Raw genomic sequence first — 23383 nt, forward strand, 5'->3', positions numbered from 1 at the left:
GCGGCGTTTTTGTTGGTGCTGCATTCGCTCAGCGATGGGTTACGCCGCTGCGCGGCTAACCCATCCTACGAGCTTACTGGCGTACGCCTTCAACCGAGATGATCAGCTCGACGCTTTCCGACGCCGGGCCTAGGTCCTTGGTGATGCCGAAGTCTTTCAGCTTCAGCGTGGTGCTGCCTGCAAAGCCGGCACGGTAGCCGCCCCACGGGTCTTTGCCTTCACCAATAAAGGTGGCAGCAATCACCACCGGCTTGGTCACGCCATTGAGGGTCAGGTCGCCGGCGATATCAGCCGTGCCTTCGCCAGTGGAGGTAACAGCGGTGGAGGCGAAGGTCGCGGTTGGATGCTTGCTGACGTTGAGGAAGTCAGCGCTGCGCAGGTGCTTGTCACGCTCAGCATGGTTGGTGTCGACGCTGGTGGTATTCAGCGTCACGTTGACCTTGCTGTCCTGCGGCTTGGCAGCGTCGAAGCTGAAGCTGCCGTCGAAGTCCTTGAACGTGCCGTACAACCAGCTGTAGCCCAGGTGGCTGATCTTGAAATTGACGAAGGCGTGCTGGCCCTGCTTGTCGATGGCGTAATCAGCAGCCATCGCCTGACCAGCGCCCATCAATGCGCCACCCAGTGCCAGGGCTACGAGGGTTTTCTTCAACATCGGCATACTCCTTGTGAGTGTGGGATGGGGCCAGTCCAGCCCCGGAAACAGCAAACGCAACTAGCGACCGAACATCCGCATCAGCGTACGGTCGCGATCAATAAAGTGATGTTTCAAAGCAGCCAGGGCATGAATGCCGGCAAAGATCATCAGCGCCCACGCCAGATACTCATGCACCAACCCGGCCACGTCTTCCTGGTCAGGAATGCTGGTCAGGCTGGCCGGCACTTCAAACAAGCCGAATACCGGGATGCCGCGTCCGTCAGCTGTAGAGATCAGGTAGCCGGACAGCATTAGCACAAACAGCCCCAGGTAGAGAAAGCTGTGACCTAACTTGCTGGCCAGGCGAGTCAACCGCCCATGGTCGGGCAAGCTCGCCGGCGGCGGGCTGAAACAGCGCCACAGCACCCGAGCCAGCATCACAGTAAACAACACCAGGCCGATACTTTTATGCAGGTCCGGCGCGGTCTTGTACCAGCCACTGTAATAGTCCAGCCCGACCATCCAGTAACCCAAGGCAAACAGGCCGAACACGGCCAGCGCCACCAGCCAGTGCATCAGGATGCTGACAAGGCCGTAGTGAGAAGAGCTATTGCGCCATTGCATTGCAAAGGTTCCAAAAAATAAAGGTCGGGGCCGCGAATCGAGCAAGACTAGCAACAAACCTATCGACTAAAAGCGGAATTTTTCGCTTTGAAATATCGAGAAATACGATACTTCATTCGAGTCTCTTACGCAGAGTCATTAGTCTAGCGGCGCGCCACAACGTTCCGCGACCGCTCTGCAGGCGCCATGATAGAGCCAATCGGCGGGCTGCCAGAGGAATACCGACATGCGTGTGCCGCTCATCGTCCACGGTGCTTCTGATAGGCTTGGCGCAGATTTTCATGGGAGACCCGCGATGAGCCTGAATGACCAGTGGATGCAACGTGACCTGAAGGTGCTGTGGCACCCCTGCACGCAAATGAAGGATCACGAACAACTGCCCCTGGTACCGATCAAACGCGGTGAAGGCGTGTGGCTGGAAGACTTCGACGGCAAACGCTATATCGACGCGGTAAGCTCCTGGTGGGTCAACGTCTTCGGCCATGCCAACCCGCGCATCAACCAGCGCATCAAAGATCAGGTCGACCAACTGGAGCATGTGATTCTCGCGGGCTTCAGCCATCAACCGGTGATCGAACTCTCCGAGCGCTTGGTCAACATGACCCCGGCCGGACTCGACCGGGTGTTCTACGCCGACAACGGCTCATCCTGCATCGAAGTCGCACTGAAGATGAGCTTTCACTACTGGCTCAACGTCGGTAAACCAGCGAAGAAACGCTTCGTCACCTTGAGCAACAGCTACCACGGCGAAACCATCGCGGCGATGTCGGTGGGCGATGTGGCGCTGTTCACCGACACCTATAAAGCACTACTGCTGGACACTATCAAGGTGCCCAGTCCGGACTGCTACCACCGCCCCGACGGCATAAGCTGGGAAGCGCACTCACGCACTATGTTCGCCCACATGGAGCAGACCCTGGCCGAGCATGGTCATGAAGTCGCGGCGGTAATTGTCGAGCCGCTGATCCAGGGCGCCGGCGGCATGCGCATGTACCACCCGATCTACCTCAAGCTGCTGCGTGAAGCCTGCGACCGCTACGGCGTGCACCTGATCCATGACGAGATCGCCGTGGGCTTTGGCCGCACCGGGACGATGTTCGCCTGCGAACAGGCCGGTATCCGTCCGGACTTCCTCTGCCTGTCGAAAGCCCTCACCGGCGGCTATCTACCCATGGCAGCGTGTCTGACCACCAACGAGGTGTATGAAGCGTTCTATGACGACTATTCGACCCTGCGCGCCTTCCTGCATTCACACAGTTACACCGGTAACCCGCTGGCCTGCGCGGCGGCCCTGGCAACCCTGGACATCTTCGAGCAGGACAATGTAATCGAGGCCAACAAAGCCTTGGCCGCACGGATGGCCAGCGCCACCGCGCACCTGGTCGACCACCCGCATGTCGCCGAGGTTCGCCAAACAGGCATGGCGCTGGCCATCGAGATGGTGCAGGACAAGGCCAGTAAAACCGCCTACCCCTGGCAGGAACGCCGCGGCCTCAAAGTATTCCAGCACGCCCTCAAGCGCGGCGCACTGCTGCGTCCGCTGGGCAGCGTGGTGTACTTCCTGCCGCCTTATGTGATTACCCCTGAGCAGATCGACTTCCTCGCGGAAGTAGCCAGTGAAGGCATCGATATCGCCACCCGTAACTCGGTCAGCGTGGCAATGGGCAACGCCAACTATCCAGGCTTTCGCGATCCGGGCTAAATACAGCAGCGGGGTGGATGACGCGCTTGTCATCCACCCTACGGATATCCATGCGCACCACGCGCTCTGCGGCTAGAATTCGCGCCTTTACTCTAGGTTCACGTCTTATGCGCCTATCCCGATTCTTTATCGACGCCCCCCTCTCCCTCGGCCAGCACGAGCTGCCAGAAGCCCAGGCCCACTATATCGGGCGTGTGCTGCGTCACGCCGTCGGCGATACGGTGCAATTGTTCGACGGCAGTGGCCAGGAGTACCTGGGCGAACTGATTGAGGTTGGTAAAAAGAATGTGCGCGTCGAGTTGCGCGAGGCATTCACCGGCCAGGCCGAATCCCCCTTGCGTATTCACCTCGGTCAGGGCTTATCGCGCGGCGAGCGGATGGACTGGGCGATCCAGAAGGCCACCGAGCTAGGCGCCAATGAAATCAGCCTGATCGTCAGCGAGCGCTGTGAGGTGCGCCTCAAGGACGAACGTGCTGACAAACGCATGGCCCACTGGCGACAAGTGGCAATCAGCGCCTGCGAACAATGCGGCCGCTCGGTGCTGCCGATCATTCACCCGCCCATCAGCCTCAACGAATGGCTGGTGCAGACCCGCGCCGAGTTGAAGTTGGTGTTGCACCCGGTCGCCGAACCTTGGGCCAGCCACCCGCAGCCTCAGTCCTTGGCGTTCCTGATCGGCCCGGAAGGCGGCCTCAGCGACAACGAAGTGGCACTGGCCAAGCATCACAGCTTTCATGCCGCGCGCCTCGGCCCGCGGGTCCTGCGCACCGAAACCGCGCCGGTGGTGGCGCTGAGTGTGGCGCAACAGTTGTGGGGCGACTTCTAAGCCCCCGGCATAAAAAAGCCCGCTGATGCGGGCTTTTCGGTTTTTAACGGTCAGATCAATCCAGCGTCAGCCAGCTTCTGTTCCAGCCCGAGCAGGTCGGGAATCTTGAGCACCGTGTCACCGAACTGCACCGCGTCCAACTCCAGTGGCGACAACGCGACATCGGCACGCACCAGCTCGGCACCGACCTTGATCGAACGTGGAATACCTTGCACCAGTACGGCAATAAACTTGACCGCCGGGCGACCGCCCAAGGCATTGATCACCGCCACCCGCGAGCCCGAGCTAACAGTCGCCTGGCCATCCGACGCGGCCTCGAACGACAACAGCGGCAGGCGTAGATCACGCCAGGCAATCTGCCCGAGGAACCAGCTGGGCAACCCTTCACTGACCTGCGGCGCGCGGTAAGGGATTAGCTCGGCGACCGCCACGTTGGGCAGCAGCAAAGTGCGATCAGTCAACGGCATCAGCAGGCCGGTCAGGCTAGTGACGCTGTTCTGCGTGGCGACGGCTTGGCTCATAAATTTATCCTGTACAGGGCACGGCCCCGGATTAACGGCACTGCTCGGCCAAGTGGTTGACCAATGCACCGGCCAACTCGCGCGGGTCACCGCTAAAGCTGCTGTAACCGCCTTCGCGCAGACTGTCGGGCATGCTCGGGCAGGCGCAACTGTCGGCCCGCTGGGTCCAGATCAAGCCACCCTGACGGCGCACATAGGCGGCGGCGGCGCTGCCGTCGCTGCCCATCCCGCTGAAGGCAATCACGCCACTCAGCGCCGCAAAGTGCTGAGCCAGATTAAGCATCATCTGGTCGATCGACGGGCTGTAGGGTTCCGGCCAGCCGCGTTCGGCTATCTGCATCTGACCTTGATCGTTGAAGCCCAGCTCATGGCTGATCGGCACCACCACCACTTCACCGCAGCGCACGGCATCGCCGTGACGGGCCGGGTTAACGTGCCATTGACTGTGGCGGCCCACAGCCTGCGGCAGCGAACTCTCAAAACTGGCAGCAATATGTTGGGCGTAGACGAAGCCTATCGGCAAACCGCCTGGCAAGGCATCGAGAAAGGCCTTTACCGCCGCAGGGCCACCCAAAGAAGCGGCCAGTAACCAAACCTGACGCGCCGGTTCGCCGGCGACTAGCGGGGTGTCCGCTAGAACAGCCGGTAAATCCAGACGCGACGGCCGCTGCGCTTCGGCCAGCAAGGCTTCCAAGCTAGGACCAACGGCTTGCGACGGGTCGCCCACCAGCTTCTTCAGCTTGCCGAACAGCCGCCGCTCCCAGCGTGGGTAGTTTTCCGAATGACGCTCAGGCGCATGGCCTTCGCCAAACAGCACGGGAACCACGGCATTTTCCATCAGGTTATCGATCAGCGGCGAATCATCCGACTGCGCCAGATCGACCAGCCATAGATCGGTCTCGCACGCACTCAGGGTGGCCTGATCGAGACGCGCCGGATCACTGTTCATCACCACCTGATAGCCGCTACCCGTCAGCGCTTGCTGCAGCACATGGCGTTGCAATGAGGTGTCAGCAATCACCGCGATGCGGGCTGCAGTTTTATCGGTCATGTGCGGTTTACCGGCTGACGGCCCACCAGCTGCTGAATGGTTTCAAGCAACAAGGACTCTTGGTAAGGCTTACCCAGGTATTCGTTGACGCCGAGGCTCATGGCCCGCTCACGGTGCTTCTCACCAGTACGCGAGGTAATCATGATGATTGGCAGGTCTTTCAGGCCTTCGTCATGGCGCACCAGGGTCGCCACTTCAAAGCCGTCCATGCGCGGCATTTCAATATCCAGCAGCATGATGTCGGGCTTGCGCTCCTGCAGTTGCGAGATGGCATCGACACCGTCTTTAGCGGTCAGCACGTTCATGCCGTTGCGCTCAAGCAGACGGCTGGTGACCTTGCGCACGGTGACCGAGTCATCGACCACCATGACCAGCGTTGGCCGATCCGCTTCAATCTCGGCAGCGCTGGCTGATTGCCTGAGCTGGCGCGGCTGCAACTGGGTAAGTAGATGCGCGTGCAGCACACGGATGGTCGCCAGCAGGTCAAGAATCACCACCACGCGGCCGTCACCCAGAATGGTCGCACCGGAGATCCCGTGCACACCGGCAAACTGCGGGCCGAGGCTCTTCACCACGATCTCGCGGGAACCGGCCAGGGAGTCAACCTGTACCGCCACCGCGTGCTCCTTGGAACGCACCAGAATCACCGGCAACGGTAGGCTCTGGCCAACCAGTTTAGGCTGCTGCCCGTTGTTGAGCAGGTCGCCCAGGTAGCGCAGTTCATAGCTCTGCCCGGCATACTCGAAGCGCGGTGCGTCAGGAGCGTAATAGGCTTCCAGCTCGTAGGGGGAAACCCGCACGATACCTTCAATGGTGTTCAACGGAATGGCGTAGAGGTCTTCACCGGACAACACCATCAGCGCGCGGTTAACCGACACGGTGAACGGCAGGCGAATGGTAAAGGTGGTGCCGGTGCCCGGCAGCGACTCGATGCTCATCGAGCCACCCAGCTGCTTCACTTCCGAGTGCACCACGTCCATGCCAACGCCACGGCCGGAGATCTGCGTGACCTTCTCAGCCGTGGAGAAGCCGGCCTCGAGAATAAATTGCAGGATTTCGTAATCGCTCAGGTCGGAGTCTGCGTCCATCAAGCCGCGCTCAATGGCTTTGCGCTTGACCGCATCAAGGCGAATACCGCCGCCGTCATCCGCCAGGGTCATGACGATATCGCCACCCTCACGGCCGAGCGCCAGGCGAATGGTGCCCTGCTCAGGCTTACCGGCAGCACGCCGCACATCAGCGGCCTCAATACCGTGGTCGACGGCGTTACGCAGCATGTGCTCCAGCGGCGCGACGATACGCTCGAGGACGGTACGGTCCATCTCGCCATCGGCGTTACCGACGACAAACTCAACCTGCTTGCCCAGCTCACCGGAGATCTGCCGCACGATACGGCGCAAACGCGGCACCAGGCGATCGAACGGAACCATGCGCGTGCGCATAAGGCCTTCCTGCAGCTCCGAGTTGACCCGCGCTTGTTGTAGCAACAGGGTTTCCGCATCGCGGTTACGCGCCGCCAGGGTTTCTTTCAGGTCGAGCAAGTCGGACGCCGACTCAAACAGGGCGCGCGACAGCTGCTGTAACTGGGAATGACGATCCATTTCCAGCGGGTCAAAATCTTCATAACCCATACGCTCGGCTTCAGCCTCGATACGGCTGAGGATCTGCGCTTGGGTTTCGGTATCGAGGCGGCGCAGCTGGTCGCGTACACGGTCAATGGTGGCTTCCATTTCACTCAGGGTGAAACCAAAGTCACTGACCTGTTGCTCGACTCGGCCACGGAAAATCGAGGTTTCACCCGCCAGGTTAACCAGGCCTTCAAGCAATTCGGCGGGTACCTTGACCAGCTCCTGCGGCGCACGGCGCGATGCCGCTTCCTGCGCGGCTTCTTGTGCGCGGCGCACGAATGGCAGCACCTTGGCCACCAGCTCCTGCGCAGGCAGCACACTGGCTGCCACAATCGGTGTGCTCAACTCCGGCAGGCGAGCTGCTGGCGCAGGTGTGTGTGCACTGGCGGCGTCGTCAAGCAGGCTGTCATCCAAGCGCTGGCGCAGAACCTCGAGCTCCTGCTGCAACCCTTCAAAGCCCGACTGCACATCGACAAACAGGCTCTGCGGCCAAGGTGCGCCCTGAACCTGTGCTTCGGTTAGATGCTGTTCGAGGTCGTGACTAAGGTCGCCCAAACGCTTTTGCCCGGCGAGACGTGCACCGCCTTTGAGGGTGTGCAGGGTGCGCAACATATCATCGATGGCGCTGGCGTCTTCGCGATCAGCTTCCCAGCGGCCAATCGAAACTTCCATGGCTTCCAGCAGGTCATCCGCTTCCTCAAGGAAGATATCGAGGATGTCTGACTCACCCTCATCGGGCTGGTCTTCGGCGGCTTTAAGCGCAACCGCAGACGGCATACTCAGCTGCTCATCCGGGTTGGCGCGGAAGCGCTTGATGGTGTCGATCAGCACCTCACCACTTGGCACGCTGTGCTTGCCGCGCACAGCTTCGAGCATCTCCGCCAGGCTGTCGTGACAGGCCTGTAGCAGGCTGAACAACTCTTGACTGGCGCGCAAACGGCCATCGCCAAGGCCTTCATAGAGGAATTCCAGCTCGTGGGCCAAGTCACCGATTTCACGGATTTCAGCCATGCGCGCACCACCCTTGAGGGTGTGCAGATCACGCTGCAGCGATTCCAGTTCAAGGCTGTTGTTGACGTCGTCCATCCAGCGCTGCAACGCCGCACCAGCGCTGTCGATGATGTCGAAACCTTCCTCCAGGAAGATCTCCACCAACTCTGGATCGCGTTCGTCTTCAATGGCCGTGGGGGCCGGCGCTGTATCGAGCTGCTCGGGCGCAATATCCGCAAGTTCAACCGCGTCCGTTTCAGGCTCGGGATCGAGCAATTCGGGATCGTCGAACTCGACGGCAGGCAGCTCGGTCACCTCGATGTCTAGCGACTCAGCCGCTAATGGCTCGCTGTCCAGCGCGTCTTGCGGCTCATCGGTGAGAATACCGAAGTCGATTTCTTCATCGGCTTCGGCTTCGGCTTCGGCTTCGGCTTCGGCTTCGGCTTCGGCTTCGGCTTCGGCTTCGGCTTCGGCAGCAGGTTCGGGCATCGTGGGGCTGACCGGCAAGCGTTGCCCACCACTCTGGCGGAAGTTGCGAATGGCCTCAATCAACGCCACCGGGGAAGGCATCGCCGCGCGGGCCTGCAACTGCTCGAGCAATTGCGCCAAGCTGTCATGGCTTTGCTGCAGGAGACTCGCCAACGCCGGGGAGGCGCTGTAACGGCGATCGACCAAGCCTTCATACAGCGATTCGAGTTCATGGGCGAGATCGCCAATCGGACGAATTTCGGCCATGCGCGCACCACCTTTGAGGGTGTGCAGATCACGCTGCAGGGATGACAGTGCGGCTTTGTTGTCTGGGTCTGCCAACCAGCGCTCCAGCGCCTGGCCGGCACTGTCCAGAATATCCACGGCTTCTTCGAGGAAGATCGACACCATTTCTTCGTCGAGCGATTCGTACAGCGAAGCACTAGGCTGTTCAGCCAGCGGCTCGCTAACAGGCTCAGTAGATTCAGACAGCACATCGAGCGACAACGGCTCAATCACTTCATCCGGCTCGCCCAGGCTGAGTTCTGCCAACGCAGCAGTGGCGTCTGTCAGTTCAACAATCTCGATACCGGCAGTACCGTTGTTGGACAACAGCGCCAGGGTATTAGGATCCAGCGCCTCCATCATCAAATCACGCAGGGCTTGCACGCGCTCAGGGGCAGCACTTACCTGCAAGCCCGCAGCCACCTGATCCATCATGCCGATCAGGGCTTCGTGAGCTTGCTCAGCTTCGCTGAAGAAGCGCTCGCTGACAGCCAGGCGACCTTCTTCCACGGCGCCATAAAGGTCGAGCAAGGCTTCGCAGAGTTCGTCGATCTGCGGCAGGTCGGCCATTTCGGCACCGCGGCCCAAGGTAGTCAACTCATCCAACAGTGAGTTGAGTTCCTGGCGTTCGGACGGATGCTCACGCCACTGGCGCAGTAGACCTTCGGCATCCAGCAGGATATCCATGCCTTCAGCGAGGAAGATGCTGATCATCTGCGGGTCGCGCTTTTCCCCACCCTGCTCGCTCTGCCGGCTGTTTTCCGCCTGTTCGAGGCGCTCATTGTGCAGTTTCTGCACGCGCTCAAGGAATTCGGCAGCACCCGGCAATACGCCCAGCGGTTGACTTTCAAGCTGCTCAAGCCCGAGGCGGAAGAGCTTCTCAGCGCTGCTGAGCAATTCCGCTTCGGCCAGGTCCATAGGGATCAGGTTGGCTTTAAATTCCTTAACCAGCTTCTCTAATGGCGAAGCGATCTCAGCCACCGGCAGAATGCCGGCCATCGAAGCGCTACCTTTAAGGGTGTGCAAGGCCCGTTGCAAGTCGTCGGTTACAGGCTGCGGCAGCTCCTGAGCACAGTCAGCCAGGAAGCCAACCAACGTATCGAGGTGCATCTCCGCTTCGTTGCGGAAAATCTCCAGCAACTGCGGGTCCAGACCTTCAGCGTCTGCGCCGCTCTCGTCGGTAGCGCTAGACAGACCCTCGGGCTCAGCTACCTGCTCAACCGAGGCTTGAGGTTTTGGGAGACTTCGGCCTTTGGCCAAGGCATGGGCCGTGGCGGCCAAATGGTCGACATCATCACGCTGACGTTGTGCCTTATTAGCAAACTCATCGACCAAGGCCGGCATCAGGGCGACCACGTCGGCAATCACCTGCTGCACTTCGGCACCCGGCTGAATGCTGCGGTCGAGCACGCGGTTGAGCAGGTTCTCAATCGACCAGCCCAACTCACCGATCACCAACGCGCGGACCATGCGACCACTGCCCTTGAGGGTGTGGAAGGCGCGGCGAATTTCGCTCAGGGCATCTTTGTTATCGGTGTCCGCGCACCACTGCGGAAAATACTCCGCGATGGTTTCCAGCACCTCGCCCACCTCTTCGATAAAGACCTCCATAAGCTCTTCATCAATCGGTTCTTCATCGGCCGGCGGCGGTAGCAGGCTTGGCGGTACATCGTGCGCGGGTGGGTTGATCGCCTGCACGGGAGCGGCCATGACATCGGCCATCGACAGCGCTTTTTCAGCAACAGGCGGCGCCGACTCCTCGCTTGGCGGGGGGCTCGGCAGGTCAACTTCAGGTAACTCCAGCGCGGCCAGCTCGTCTTCACCCCAATTGGCTGGGCTATCGCTGTCATCCAGCTCAAAGCTGTCGAGCGACAACTCTTCGCTGGGTAATGACGGCTCTTCCGCGGTTTCCGCCTGTGGCAATAGCTCGGCGTCACTCAGATCACTACTGAAGTCGATCAGCTCAAGCTCAGCCGACGGCGCATCCAGGGCGGTCGAATCTAGATCCGCAAACTCGGCACTGAAGTCATCCGTCAAATCCAGGCTCAGCGGTTCATCGTCAAGCGCCGGCGGACTGACTTCGGGCTCGGGCTCGGGCTCGTCACGCAACACCTCTATATCGAGCAGCGGATCAGCCAATGGCGCGAAGGTTTCTGCAGGCGTGTCAATGCGGTCAAGAATCGACGGCTTTTCTTTAAGCGGATAACCCAGGCTGTCGAGGCTTTCCTCGGCCACATCAAGGATCAGATCGCCTTGGCTGGCATGGTCTTCAGCCAGGCGTTCGAGGTAATACTCAACACTGGTAATGGCGTCCGCCAGGGTGTCGAGGTTTTGCCAGTTGGGCACGGCCTTGCGCGCCAGCAGTTGTTCTTGGATGTAGCGGTTGCAGGCATTGAGCAGGTCGGCGGCGCGCTGCAGCGGAATCATCGCCAGACCGCCACGCACCTGAGTCAGTAGCTCGGGCACGCGGGCCAAGTGTTCATGGTTCCACTGCGAGGCGATAAATTCGATAATCGCGTCTTTGGCCTGCTCCAGGCCGGTGCGCGCTTCTTTGATCACCAGCTGGTGAATCTGCGCCACGTCGGTGGTCGGCAGGTGGCTTTCTTCACGGCCGCCGTCCTGTGCGGGGCCAACCATGCCGGCCAGAGTGGCCTCTACGTACAGCAGGGCACCGGCAACATCCATCAATACCGCATCGCTGGGCTCGCCCTGGCCTTTGGCCAAGCCGTTGATCACATCGAGTTGGTCGACAATCACTTTACGGGGCTGGCTAAAGCCCAAAACCGCAAGGGTGTCGGCAATTTGTTTGAGCGGTGCCGCCAGCGCCTCCAGATCAGCCACCTGGGTGCGGTCGCTGCGGACAAATAGATCGAGGCTGTCTTTAACGCGAACCAGCTCTTCACAGAGCGCGGCCACCACCGAGCGCATCGCGTCGCGGTCAGGACCGGCCAGGCGCGCACGTTCTTCATCGACAACATCGTTGTCCGGCAGTGCATCGTCGAGGCGGTATTGGTCTTTAAGGCCACGCACGCGCGGCGATTGAGCCGTGGATTTCGCCACATAGAACAGCAGGTTCTTACTCAGCTCATCAGGCGCCGGCTGATTCAGGCCTTCAGCCCCCTGTTCAAGCAGACGCTTGAGTTCTTTGTCCACCTGGCGCAACAAGGTACGCACAGAAGAGCCATTGGCTACGCTGCCGTTGGCCAGGCCTTCGACCACGCCCGAGGCGATCTGCCACAGTGGGCCAAGGGGCGAGTCTTTGCACAGGTTTTCCAGGCGGGCGAACACCCGTGCCATATAACCTAGGTTGGTCGGTAAGTCCTGATTGCGGATCACCCCCACCAAGGCCATCTGCAGCATCTGCCGCAGCTTACGTAACAGCCCTGGTAACTCGGCGGTACTTAGCTGTGCGATTGAATCATTGGACAGCGCCGGATTGCGTCCGGACATATCCGGGGCAAACAGGCTGGTCTCCGAGAGCAGTTTTTCCCCACGCGCAGCGCGCAGGTCATTGAGTAGCGGCAGCACGACCATCGGCAGGTCGCGGCGCGCAGTCTGGATGCGGTCGAGGTATACCGGCAGTTGCAAAATCGACTGCATCAGCACTTCCAAGGCTTCGCCCTGGTTGCTCACCCGGCCATCAATCAGCGCACCAGCCAGCTGCTCCATTTCCTCAGCGAGCAGCGCCGCGCCGAAAAACTCGACCATCTGCAAGGTGCCCAGCACCTGATGCACATAGGTCTGGCAGAAACGCATGCGCGTAGCGTCCTGGGGGTTCTCAACGAACGCCTCCAGCGCCTGACGCGCCTGTTTCAGGGTTTCCGCGATCTCGCCTTTAACCCATTCCAGGGCGACATAATCGTGCCGATCACCCATAGCCACTCCACTCATATACTTGGCTCTTCTGCCTTATCAAGCTGCTGAAAAACTACCTGCGTTGCCATTGCTGCGTTAAAAGTAGGCTCGAACTGCTCATTTACAGCTCGTAAAGTCGAATGCGACCCCAGTCGCGTTCTCGCCTGCTTTTGCCTTGCACTGGCTGCCTCGCTTACGTTTATCAACAACCTGTTATCCCTTGCGGGTAAACGCCAGCACTCGCTCGTCGGCCACCGGAATCAACTCCGGATGCTGCCAACCCGCTACTTCACCTACTCCGACCACCAGCAGCCCTCCGGGCACCAAGCGCTCAGCCAGGCGATTAAGGATCTCGCGGCGCCGCCAGCGACGAAAATAGATCAACAAGTTCTGACAAAAAATAACGTCCATACCGGACATGGGCGCCTTGGCCAGCTCCAATACATTGAGCCGGGCGCAACACACGCGTGCGGCCAGGTTCGGCAGCACTTTGAAACGTCCATCATCCTGGGCCAGGAAGTAGCGCTGGCACAGGTCAGCATCCAACTGTTCCAGACGGCGCGCACCGTATTGGCCATCGCGCGCTTTATTCAGCGCATTCAGGCTGATATCGGTGCCCGTTACGCCAAAATGCTCCGAATACTCACTTTCGCGTAAGACTTCTGCAGCGCTAATGGCCAGTGAATAAGGCTCTTCGCCGCTGGCACAGCCCACGCTCCAGAGCGCCCATGGCTCTGTCATGCCTTGCTGCAAGCGCTCACGCAAATAGCCCTCAAGCACATCAAATGACGGCCGATGGCGGAAAAAACGGGTTTCTTGCACCGTCAGCCGATCCAGCAGGGTCGACCACTCCACGGCACCGCGGGGACCATCGGTGACCTGCTGGTAGTACGTGGCGTAATCCGTTACGCCCAGCTCACGCATCCGCGCACTCAGATTGGTTTGCAAAAACGCCTGCCGCCGTTCATTGAGAACGACCCCAGTACGTTCCTCAAGCAGCACCTGCCAGTCACGAAACTCCGTGGCTGTCATGTCTGCCAGAGGCTGCAAGGCCCAAACGCCTGACTGCATGTCGTGCCCCTCGCTTACGGCCATAGCCCACTGTGCAACAGGCTTCCAGCCTGTTGCACAGCAACCAATTAAGCCTGTTCACCACCCGGCAAGGTAAAACCGGATACCGACTTACGCATCTCACTGGCCATCTTGGCCAGGTTACCAATGCTCTTGGCGGTGGCAGTGGTACCGGAGGAAGTTTGCGAGGTGATCTCTTGGATCACGTTCATCGTGTTGGAAATGTGGCCTGCCGAAGAGGCCTGCTGGCGTGCCGCGTTAGAGATGTTCTGAATCAAGGCCGCGAGGGTCTTGGATACCTTCTCGATCTCTTCCAGTGCAACCCCGGCGTCCTGCGCCAGACGCGCACCGCGCACCACTTCGGAAGTCGTTTGTTCCATCGAGATAACGGCTTCGTTGGTGTCGGTCTGAATCGTCTTAACCAGTGCCTCGATCTGCTTGGTCGCAGCCGAGGAACGTTCTGCAAGGCGTTGTACTTCGTCCGCTACCACAGCGAAGCCTCGACCCGCATCACCGGCCATGGAGGCCTGAATCGCGGCGTTCAGTGCGAGGATGTTGGTCTGGTCAGCAATGTCGTTAATCAGGCTAACGATGTCACCGATCTCCTGGGACGATTCACCGAGGCGTTTAATACGCTTGGAGGTGTCCTGGATCTGTTCACGGATGTTATCCATGCCGGTGATGGTGTTGTGCACCACTTCGTTGCCTTTGTTGGCGATGGCTACGGAACGTTCCGCTACCGCGGAGGACTCCGAGGCGTTCGCCGATACCTGGTCAATCGACACGGCCATTTCGTTGATCGCCGCAGAAGCACCGGCAATTTCCTGGGCCTGGTGCTCGGAAGCCTCGGCCAGGTGCATCGCCGTGGCCTGGGTTTCCTGGGCCGCACCGGCTACCTGAACGGCGGTCAGGTTAATCGTGGCTACCAGATCACGCAGCTGGTCGATGGAGTAGTTGATGGAGTCAGCAATGGCACCGGTGAAGTCTTCGGTTACCGTCGCGGCTACGGTCAAGTCACCATCGGCGAGGTCGGCAATTTCGTCGAGCAGGCGCAAAATCGCTGTTTGGTTACGTTCGTTCTTCTCGGCGGTGGAGGCCAAGCGACTGTTGGTTTCGCGCACCATCACCAAACCGATCAGGATGATCGAAGCCAGTGCCAAAGCACCCAGCACATAACCGATCAGGGTGTTGATCGCGCGGCCACTGGACTGCGCTTCAAAGCCGACAGCCAATTCAGACGCTTTGTCCAACAGGGTCTGCGAAACGCTGAAGATCACGTTAGCCGACTCACGTACCTGGAACAGCTCAGGTGAGGTTTCGAGAATCTCGTCCACCGAGCCGGAAACGAACTCAAACAGCTCGGAAATTTCCGCGAGACGCTCAAGAGCCTCCGCGTCGCCCACTTGGGTAATTTCCATGGCCGCGTTGCCTTCAAGCATCGCGCTCAACACACGCCCGAACAGGCTGGCGTCACGGCCGAACATGTCAGCGGCTTGTACCGAGTCTTGGTCGCCGGCCAGTACCTTGTTGACCGAACCGAGGATACGTTCTGCCAGCAAGGATTGACGCTGAGCAACCGAGACCTGAGCCGCCGGCGCGCCGCTTTCCAGCAGAATGTCGACCACTTCTTCGTACTCGACCTGCAGCTGCGGAATGGTTTCAGCGAGCGTGGCGGCTACCTGGTGCAACGACAGAACAGTCTGTTCGTTGGCCAGAATGGCGTCGGTGTTTTGCCGCAGCGTATCCCAGTCCTGCTGCACCGCAGTCATCTGCGGCTGCAGGGCCTCTGGAGCAGCTGGCAGACCGGTCTCTTCGTTACCGTCAGTCAGATAGCCCCAACGCGCCTGAAAGTCGTTACGGGCATCACGCAGCAAACCGAACGCTTCTGGCGTACCGGCGGCAGCTTCAGAGGAGTTCTTGGCAATACGCTGGGACAGTACGCGCAGCTCACCGGCGTGGCCGATGTATTCCGTGTCGTAGTTGGATTGGGTGTTGATGTAGGCGAAGTTGGCGAACAACAAAACGATCGACACGATCAGGACAATAAACAGCCCTGCGATCAATGTGCTACTGCGCGCACCTGCTAACAAATTACCTGCATTTAGTTTTTTCATTTACTGGCCCCCGCCTGGACCGACCGCACTACGGTTCCCATGTAACGCCAAAAGGCCGGCAATGCCGACCCCACCGATAAACTGTTAATACGCCACGTCGAGAAAACCCGCGTTCTGGGCCAGCGCGTGTGGGCTGAACACCAGCCAGGGCTGTTCACGTTGAAATACTCCGTGGATAAAAGGTGTGATGGACGCCTCGAGCGGCGGCAGCTGCTCGGAGAAGGTGTCCACTGGAAAATGCTGCATGCCAAACACTTCATCGACCGTAAGACCCGCAAAGACCTCTTGGTGATCGACGACTAACACTCGGCGTTTTTTGCGCAGCGGCGACAACTCATTGCCGAAGAAACCGCACAGATCCATGACCGGCAGCAAGCGTCCGCGCACGTTGGCTACGCCCTTCACCCAGCTTTTCACGCCGGGCAACAGGGTGTGACGCGGCTCATGCAGAACCTCGCCGACCTCACCCATGGGCGCAACAAAAAAGCGCTCGCCCATGCGAAAACCGATACCGCTCCAGGTTTGCACGACCGCTTGCTGCGAAGGCAAGCCAGCCGCCAGCGAACGACAAAGCGCGTCGATATCCAGAAGGGTTTGAAAAGGTGTTTGCGCGTCCGACATGCCAGCTGCGGCCTTATTGTTTTTTAATTGCCGACTGACTCGGTTTAACCGGCCAATACTGCATTCAAGGTTTTAACCAGGGTGTCTTCATCAACCGGCTTGGTCAGGTAATCCTTCGCACCCTGGCGCTTGCCCCAGACCTTGTCGGTTTCTTGATCCTTGGTGGTGACGATGATCACCGGGATATGGCTGGTGTCGGCATCTTTGGTCAGCTGGCGGGTCGCCTGAAAGCCATTGAGGCCAGGCATAACGATATCCATCAGCACCGCATCCGGCTTTTCCTGGCGTGCCAGGGCAACGCCATCGGCGCCATTTTCCGCTTTAAGTACTTGATGACCGTGCTTTTCCAGCATGGCGGTCAGTTTGTACATTTCAGTCGGCGAGTCATCAACAATCAGAATTCGAGCCATGGTGTTTCCCAATACTTTAAAAAGACGCGCAGCTGGTCAGCCGGCGTCAGGACGCTTGTTCCACCGGAATAAAGTCGGGCACATGAGCCTTGATCGCCCCAAGCAGCTCTTCTTTGCTGAAGGGCTTGGTCAGGTATTGATCGGAGCCGACGATGCGCCCTTTGGCTTTATCGAACAAACCATCTTTAGAAGACAGCATGATCACCGGGGTGGATTTGAAAGCGCTGTTGTTCTTGATCAAGGCGCAGGTCTGATAGCCATCGAGTCGCGGCATCATAATGTCGACAAAAATGATATTTGGGTGAGTATCGGCGATCTTTGCCAAAGCATCGAAGCCGTCAACTGCGGTAATTACCTCGCAGCCCACCTTTTTCAGCAGGGTTTCCGCGGTGCGACGAATCGTTTTCGAGTCGTCGATCACCATCACCCTCAAGCCCTCGGAATGCTGTTCCATGTTTGCCCTACCATCGCCTCGGTGAGTCGTTATTTTTGCGTTATATCAGTGCGCCTGAGACCCTGTCACCGACGGGCTACCTCCCAATCGTCGGGCCTTTTTAGCACACTCTCCAGATGCAATCTATAAGCCGGCTGGGCCAAGATTTTTCCTTGACCACCTGGCTTGTCAACGCCACCCTGACGCCATATCGCGTCCAGTCACACCCTAATCGCTACCATTTACGGAGAACACCGCCATGAGCGTCCGCCTCGGCATTGTCATGGATCCCATCGCCCAGATCGCCTTCAAGAAGGACAGCTCGCTGGCCATGTTACTGGCCGCGCAAGCGCGCGGCTGGACCCTCTTCTATATGGAACAGAAAGATCTTTACCAAGCCAAGGGTGTCGCACGCGCTCGGCTTTCAGAGCTTAAGGTATTCAACGATCCGCAACGCTGGTTCGAGCTGGGCAGTGAGCAGGATGTCGCGCTAAGCGAGCTGGATGTGATCCTGATGCGCAAGGATCCGCCCTTCGACAACGAGTTCGTCTACTCCACCTACCTGCTGGAGCAAGCCGAGCAAGCCGGCACGCTGGTGGTCAACCGCCCGCAAAGTCTGCGCGACTGCAATGAAAAGTACTTTGCCACCCAGTTCAGCCAATACACCCCGCCGACCGTGGTCAGCCGTAGAGCCGACATTCTGCGCGAGTTTGCCAAAGAGCAGCGTGACATCATTCTCAAACCACTCGATGGCATGGGCGGATCGATGATATTTCGCCATCGCGAAGGCGATCCCAATCTTTCGGTGATTCTCGAGACCCTGACCAATCACGGCCAGCAGCAGATTATGGCTCAGGGCTATCTGCCGGCGATCAAGGATGGCGACAAGCGCATCCTGATGATTGACGGCGAACCCGTGCCTTATTGCCTGGCACGGATTCCAGCGGCCGGCGAAACCCGTGGCAACCTCGCCGCCGGTGGCCGCGGCGAAGCCAGACCTTTGAGCGAACGCGACCGTGAAATCGCTGCCGCCGTCGGGCCAACCCTGCGTGAGAAAGGCCTGCTGTTCGTCGGCCTGGACGTGATTGGTGAACACCTGACCGAGATCAACGTCACCAGCCCGACCTGCATCCGCGAGATCGATACGGCCTTCGATACACGTATCGGCGAGCGCCTGATGGACAAAATTGCCGAGAAGCTCAATGCGCGCAGTGCTTCATAGACTTTTCCATGCACCCTCGGCAGACTGCGCGGCAACCTGAGCAGACCCGGCATGCAATGAACGCAACAGCCCAACTCCCAGAACTTCCCAGCGCCGGCGTACAGCCGGCGGACCGCTTGGGCTTTACCCTGTTCCTCGCTGCCGCGCTGCATGCCGCACTGATTCTTGGCCTGGGGTTTACCCTGGCCGAGCCCAGCCAGATCAGCAAAACCCTGGAGATCACCCTCTCCACCTTCAAAAGCGAAGAAAAGCCTAAAGAGGCGGACTTCCTCGCCCAGGACAATCAACAGGGCAGCGGCACCCTGGAACACAAAGCCGCGCCGAAAACCACTGAGCAGGCGCTGTTCCAGGACAGCGAGGTGAAGCGCGTAACCCCACCCGCCGCGCCGCAACAGCCCGCCGTGCGCCAGCAAGCCCCTAAAGCAGCTGTCGCCACGCGCGCCCCGCAACAACAGAAAACCCCGGTCAAACGCGAAGAAGCCAAGCCCACGCCGCAAACCCGACCAGCGCCGGTGTTTGACAGCGCTCAACTGTCGTCGGAGATTGCCAGCCTAGAGGCTGAACTGGCCTTGGAAGTGCAGCAGTACGCCAAACGCCCGAAGGTCCATCGCATCAGCGCGGCCTCAACCATGCGCGACAAAGGTGCCTGGTATAAAGATGAGTGGCGCAAAAAAGTTGAGCGCGTCGGCAACCTCAACTACCCCGATGAAGCACGCCGCCAGGGCATCTACGGCAACCTGCGCTTACTGGTATCGATCAACCGCGATGGCACGCTGTACGAAGTGCAAGTACTGGAATCCTCCGGACAGCGCCTGCTCGATCAGGCAGCACTGCGTATCGTGCGCCTAGCCGCACCGTTCGCGCCGTTCACCGGAGACCTGGCTGATGTCGACCGCCTGGAAATCATCCGTACCTGGCGCTTCGCCCGCGGCGACCGCCTGTCGAGTAACTGAGCAGCGACGCAAAACCAGCCAGGGACCATCACGGCTCAACGTATGGGCTTGAGGCTTGCCACGCAAAGCTCCAAACTACCCCCCATGAAAGACGCCAGCCCCAGCTACCTCAAGCACCATTTCCTGATTGCCATGCCGCACATGGCCGATCCGCATTTCGCGCAGACCGTCACCTACCTGATCGACCATAACGAGTTCGGCGCCATGGGCCTGGTGATCAACAAACCCAACGGCCTCAACCTGGCCGATGTACTCGAACAACTGCGCCCAGATGACGAGCCGCCCGTGATGTGCCAGAGCCTGCCGATCTTTACCGGCGGTCCGGTGCAGACTGACCGCGGCTTTGTGCTGCATCCCAGCGGCCCGCAGTTTCAGGCCACCCTAGAGCTGGGCGAGCTGAGCCTGTCGACCTCGCAGGACGTGCTGTTTGCGATTGCCGACGGCAGCGGCCCGGACAAATACCTGATCACCCTCGGCTACGCCGGCTGGGAGGCTGGCCAGCTCGAAGCAGAACTGGCCGACAATGCCTGGTTAACCTGCCCAGCCGACAACGCCATCCTTTTCGACTTGCCCTTCGACCAACGCCTGAATGCCGCAGCCGCGCGCCTGGGCGTCAATCTCAGCCTGCTTACCTCACAAGCTGGGCACGCCTAATGGCCGAGTCAAAGGCCAAGCCGCTGCGCCTGCTGCTGGGCTTCGATTACGGCAGCAAACAGATCGGCGTTGCGGTCGGACAGGTCATCACCGGTCAGGCTCGTGAGCTGTGCATCCTCAAGGCACAAAACGGCGTACCTGACTGGCTGAAGGTAGAAGCGCTGATTAAGGAGTGGCAACCAGACGCCATCGTCGTCGGCCTGCCGCTGAACATGGACGGCACAAAAAGCGAGATGAGCGAGCGCGCTGAGAAATTCGCCCGGCGCCTCAATGGCCGCTTCAACCTGCCCGTGCACACCCATGACGAACGCCTGACCACCTATGAAGCCAAGGGCCAGCGGCTGCAACAAGGCCAGAGCAGCGGCTACCGTGAGCGCCCGGTCGATGCGCTTGCTGCCGCCCTACTGCTACAAGGTTGGCTTGAAGAAAATTGCCTGGGCTAACCCCCACTGAGATTGCATCTGGAGTGTTGCCATGAGCTTACCCAACCCCGCTGAATTGCTACCGCAAATGGCCACGGCCCTGACCAGCCATCTGAACCAGCGCCAGATCAGCGAGCCGCGCTTTATCGGCATCCGCACCGGCGGCGTCTGGGTTGCCCAGGCGCTGCTTGAAGCTCTAGGCCGCCAGGACGCGCTGGGCATTCTCGATGTGTCCTTCTACCGTGACGACTTCACCCAGAACGGACTGCACCCGCAGGTGCAGCCGTCCGAGTTGCCGTTCGAGATCGAAGGCCAGCACCTGGTGCTGATCGACGATGTACTGATGAGCGGCCGCACTATCCGCGCCGCACTCAATGAACTGTTCGACTACGGCCGCCCGGCCAGCGTGACCCTGGTCAGCCTGCTCGACCTGAATGCCCGCGAACTGCCGATCCGCCCGGATGTAGTCGGTGCAACCCTGTCACTGGCGGTGGATCAACGGGTAAAATTATCCGGCCCCACGCCCCTGACCCTCGAACTCCAGACGCTTGCCAACTGAGACTCGCCCGATGACGACCCAAGCCGCCAAGCGCCCGCTGCAGCTTAACGACCAAGGCCAGCTGCGCCATTTCCTCTCCATCGATGGCCTGCCGCGCGAACTGCTGACCGAAATTCTCGACACCGCTGACTCCTTCCTCGAAGTCGGCGCCCGTGCGGTGAAAAAAGTTCCGCTGTTGCGCGGCAAGACCGTGTGCAACGTGTTCTTTGAGAACTCCACGCGCACCCGTACCACTTTCGAACTGGCGGCTCAGCGCCTGTCGGCTGACGTCATCAGCCTTAACGTATCGACCAGTTCGACCAGCAAGGGCGAAACCCTGTTCGACACGTTGCGCAACCTCGAAGCCATGGCCGCCGACATCTTTGTCGTGCGCCATGCGGACTCCGGCGCAGCGCACTTTATCGCCGAGCACGTGTGCCCGAACCTGGCGATTATCAACGGCGGCGACGGGCGCCACGCGCACCCGACCCAGGGCATGCTCGACATGCTGACCATCCGCCGCCACAAAGGCAGCTTCGAGAACCTCTCGGTGGCCATCGTCGGTGACATCCTGCACTCACGGGTGGCACGCTCCAACATGCTCGCGCTGAAGACCCTCGGCTGCCCGGATATCCGCGTGATCGCGCCGAAAACCCTGCTACCGGTCGGCATCGAGCAATACGGCGTCACCGTGTACAGCGACATGGCCAAAGGCCTCAAAGATGTCGACGTGGTGATCATGCTGCGCCTGCAACGTGAGCGCATGAGCGGCGGCCTGCTGCCCAGCGAGGGCGAGTTCTACCGCCTGTTCGGTCTCACCGAGCAGCGCTTGAAATTGGCCAAACCCGATGCCTTGGTCATGCACCCAGGCCCCATCAACCGGGGGGTTGAGATCGAATCGGCCGTAGCCGATGGCCCGCAATCAGTAATTCTCAATCAGGTGACCTACGGCATCGCCATCCGCATGGCCGTGCTGTCCATGACCATGAGCGGGCAGAACGCCCAACGCCAACTCAATCAAGACGCTGAGGAGCAGAACTGATGCGTATGCGTATCCTCGGCGCCCGGGTAATTGACCCCAGCAACCACTTCGATCAGCTCGCCGATATCTTTATTGAAAGCGGCAAGATCGTCGCCATTGGCCAGGCGCCAGCCGGCTTTGTCGTCGAGCAAAGCATCGATGCCCAAGGCCTTGTGGCCGCCCCAGGTCTGGTCGATCTGAACGTCGCCCTGCGCGAGCCGGGTTATAGCCGCAAAGGCAGCATCGCCACGGAAACTCTGGCGGCAGCCGCTGGCGGCGTCACCAGCCTGTGCTGCCCGCCCTTTACCAAGCCAGTACTGGACACCCCGGCGGTGGCCGAGCTGATTCTTGACCGTGCTCGCGAAGCCGGGCACACCAAGGTGTTCCCGATTGGCGCCCTGAGCAAAGGCCTGGAAGGCGAGCAGTTGGCCGAACTGGTCGCGCTACGTGACGCCGGTTGCGTGGCCTTCGGCAACGGCCTCGATAGCTTTCGCAACAACCGTACCCTGCGCCGCGCGCTGGAATATGCAGCCACCTTCGACCTGACGGTGGTCTTCCACTCGCAAGACCATGACCTCGCCGAAGGCGGCCTGGCCCACGAAGGCGCAATGGCCAGCTTCCTCGGCCTACCGGGCATTCCGGAAAGCGCGGAAACCGTGGCTCTGGCCCGCGATCTGCTGCTGGTTGAGCAGACCGGTGTACGCGCGCACTTCAGTCAACTGACCAGCGCCCGTGGCGCCCAGCTGATCGCCGACGCGCAGGCCCGCGGCCTGCCAGTGACTGCCGATGTGGCGCTGTACCAACTGATTCTCACCGACGAAGCACTGGAAGGCTTCTCCAGCCTGTATCACGTGCAACCGCCACTGCGCACCGCCCGTGATCGTGACGGCCTGCGTGCCGCGGTAAAAAGCGGCGTAATTAGCGCCATTGCCAGCCACCACCAGCCGCACGAACGCGACGCCAAACTGGCCCCGTTCGGCGCGACAGAGCCGGGTATCAGCAGCGTGCAACTGCTTCTACCATTGGCCATGAGCCTGGTACAAGACGGTTTGCTCGACCTACCGACCCTACTGGCACGCCTAAGCAACGGCCCGGCCGATGCGCTGGGCCTACCGCTTGGTCGGCTCACGGTCGGCGCTGCGGCCGACCTGCTGCTGTTCGACCCACAGGCATCGACGCTGGCTGGAGAAAGCTGGTTTTCAAAAGGCAGTAACTGCCCGTTTATGGGCCACTGTCTACCCGGTGCGGTGCGCTACACCCTGGTTGATGGGCACATCAGCTACCAGGCGTAAGCCGCGCAGCATGAAAAAGCCCGCCAATTGGCGGGCTTTTTCGTATC

At 60.0% G+C, this 23383-nt stretch carries 19 protein-coding genes; 9 read left to right on the forward strand and 10 right to left on the reverse strand.

Annotation, left to right across the window (positions count from 1 at the left end):
• Positions 1 to 73: 73 nt before the first annotated feature.
• Both ACEPAJ_RS19700 and ACEPAJ_RS19705 read right to left on the reverse strand, forming a co-directional pair.
• The gene (locus tag ACEPAJ_RS19700; RefSeq protein WP_425917237.1) at positions 74 to 652 is read right to left on the reverse strand and encodes a YceI family protein; all 579 of its coding nucleotides are present in this window, start codon (positions 650 to 652) and stop codon (positions 74 to 76) included.
• A gap of 60 nt (positions 653 to 712) precedes the next feature.
• Complete coding sequence (locus ACEPAJ_RS19705; protein WP_425917239.1) at positions 713 to 1258, reverse strand: cytochrome b; 546 nt, start codon at positions 1256 to 1258, stop codon at positions 713 to 715.
• A gap of 295 nt (positions 1259 to 1553) precedes the next feature.
• Here ACEPAJ_RS19705 and ACEPAJ_RS19710 point away from each other — a divergent pair, with 295 nt between their 5' ends.
• Positions 1554 to 2960: an adenosylmethionine--8-amino-7-oxononanoate transaminase gene (locus ACEPAJ_RS19710; protein WP_425917241.1), complete on the forward strand. Its 1407-nt coding sequence runs from the start codon at positions 1554 to 1556 to the stop codon at positions 2958 to 2960.
• A gap of 107 nt (positions 2961 to 3067) precedes the next feature.
• Positions 3068 to 3787, forward strand: coding sequence for a 16S rRNA (uracil(1498)-N(3))-methyltransferase (locus tag ACEPAJ_RS19715; RefSeq protein ID WP_274088930.1), 720 nt, complete (start codon positions 3068 to 3070; stop codon positions 3785 to 3787).
• 50 nt (positions 3788 to 3837) lie between these two features.
• Here ACEPAJ_RS19715 and ACEPAJ_RS19720 read toward each other — a convergent pair whose 3' ends face one another.
• From ACEPAJ_RS19720 to pilG, 8 genes are all read right to left on the reverse strand, one after another.
• Positions 3838 to 4308, reverse strand: a complete 471-nt coding sequence (locus ACEPAJ_RS19720) for a chemotaxis protein CheW (RefSeq protein WP_425917244.1) — start codon at positions 4306 to 4308, stop codon at positions 3838 to 3840.
• Positions 4309 to 4339: 31 nt separating this feature from the next.
• Complete coding sequence (locus tag ACEPAJ_RS19725) at positions 4340 to 5359, reverse strand: chemotaxis protein CheB (RefSeq protein ID WP_274089227.1); 1020 nt, start codon at positions 5357 to 5359, stop codon at positions 4340 to 4342.
• Positions 5356 to 12606: an Hpt domain-containing protein gene (locus ACEPAJ_RS19730; protein WP_425918123.1), complete on the reverse strand. Its 7251-nt coding sequence runs from the start codon at positions 12604 to 12606 to the stop codon at positions 5356 to 5358. The genes ACEPAJ_RS19725 and ACEPAJ_RS19730 overlap by 4 nt, the downstream gene beginning before the upstream one ends.
• Before the next feature lie 192 nt (positions 12607 to 12798).
• Positions 12799 to 13656, reverse strand: coding sequence for a protein-glutamate O-methyltransferase (locus ACEPAJ_RS19735; protein ID WP_322949047.1), 858 nt, complete (start codon positions 13654 to 13656; stop codon positions 12799 to 12801).
• 68 nt (positions 13657 to 13724) lie between these two features.
• Positions 13725 to 15770: a methyl-accepting chemotaxis protein gene (locus ACEPAJ_RS19740; RefSeq protein ID WP_274089225.1), complete on the reverse strand. Its 2046-nt coding sequence runs from the start codon at positions 15768 to 15770 to the stop codon at positions 13725 to 13727.
• An 84-nt stretch (positions 15771 to 15854) separates the two neighbouring features.
• Positions 15855 to 16391: a chemotaxis protein CheW gene (locus tag ACEPAJ_RS19745; protein WP_274089224.1), complete on the reverse strand. Its 537-nt coding sequence runs from the start codon at positions 16389 to 16391 to the stop codon at positions 15855 to 15857.
• Between the two features lie 44 nt (positions 16392 to 16435).
• Positions 16436 to 16801 (reverse strand): twitching motility response regulator PilH, encoded by a 366-nt coding sequence (gene pilH / locus ACEPAJ_RS19750; protein ID WP_090250086.1) that lies wholly within the window; start codon positions 16799 to 16801, stop codon positions 16436 to 16438.
• A gap of 46 nt (positions 16802 to 16847) precedes the next feature.
• Complete coding sequence (gene pilG, locus ACEPAJ_RS19755; protein WP_090446514.1) at positions 16848 to 17255, reverse strand: twitching motility response regulator PilG; 408 nt, start codon at positions 17253 to 17255, stop codon at positions 16848 to 16850.
• Positions 17256 to 17493: 238 nt separating this feature from the next.
• Here pilG and gshB point away from each other — a divergent pair, with 238 nt between their 5' ends.
• From gshB to ACEPAJ_RS19790, 7 genes are all read left to right on the forward strand, one after another.
• Entirely contained in the window at positions 17494 to 18456 is a 963-nt protein-coding gene (gene gshB, locus ACEPAJ_RS19760) for a glutathione synthase (RefSeq protein ID WP_274089223.1), read from the forward strand.
• A gap of 56 nt (positions 18457 to 18512) precedes the next feature.
• Positions 18513 to 19409 (forward strand): energy transducer TonB, encoded by an 897-nt coding sequence (locus ACEPAJ_RS19765; RefSeq protein ID WP_274089222.1) that lies wholly within the window; start codon positions 18513 to 18515, stop codon positions 19407 to 19409.
• Positions 19410 to 19493: 84 nt separating this feature from the next.
• Positions 19494 to 20063, forward strand: coding sequence for a YqgE/AlgH family protein (locus tag ACEPAJ_RS19770; protein WP_425917250.1), 570 nt, complete (start codon positions 19494 to 19496; stop codon positions 20061 to 20063).
• Entirely contained in the window at positions 20063 to 20506 is a 444-nt protein-coding gene (ruvX, locus tag ACEPAJ_RS19775) for a Holliday junction resolvase RuvX (RefSeq protein WP_425917252.1), read from the forward strand. Before ACEPAJ_RS19770 ends, ruvX begins: the two co-directional genes overlap by 1 nt.
• 31 nt (positions 20507 to 20537) lie before the next feature.
• On the forward strand, positions 20538 to 21044 hold the full coding sequence (gene pyrR, locus ACEPAJ_RS19780; RefSeq protein ID WP_425917254.1) for a bifunctional pyr operon transcriptional regulator/uracil phosphoribosyltransferase PyrR: 507 nt from the start codon (positions 20538 to 20540) through the stop codon (positions 21042 to 21044).
• A 10-nt stretch (positions 21045 to 21054) separates the two neighbouring features.
• Positions 21055 to 22065, forward strand: a complete 1011-nt coding sequence (locus tag ACEPAJ_RS19785) for an aspartate carbamoyltransferase catalytic subunit (protein ID WP_274089218.1) — start codon at positions 21055 to 21057, stop codon at positions 22063 to 22065.
• Positions 22065 to 23336 (forward strand): dihydroorotase, encoded by a 1272-nt coding sequence (locus ACEPAJ_RS19790; RefSeq protein WP_425917257.1) that lies wholly within the window; start codon positions 22065 to 22067, stop codon positions 23334 to 23336. The genes ACEPAJ_RS19785 and ACEPAJ_RS19790 overlap by 1 nt, the downstream gene beginning before the upstream one ends.
• Positions 23337 to 23383: the final 47 nt, after the last annotated feature.

This window comes from Pseudomonas sp. GWSMS-1 (assembly GCF_049847425.1).
Lineage (GTDB): Bacteria > Pseudomonadota > Gammaproteobacteria > Pseudomonadales > Pseudomonadaceae > Aquipseudomonas.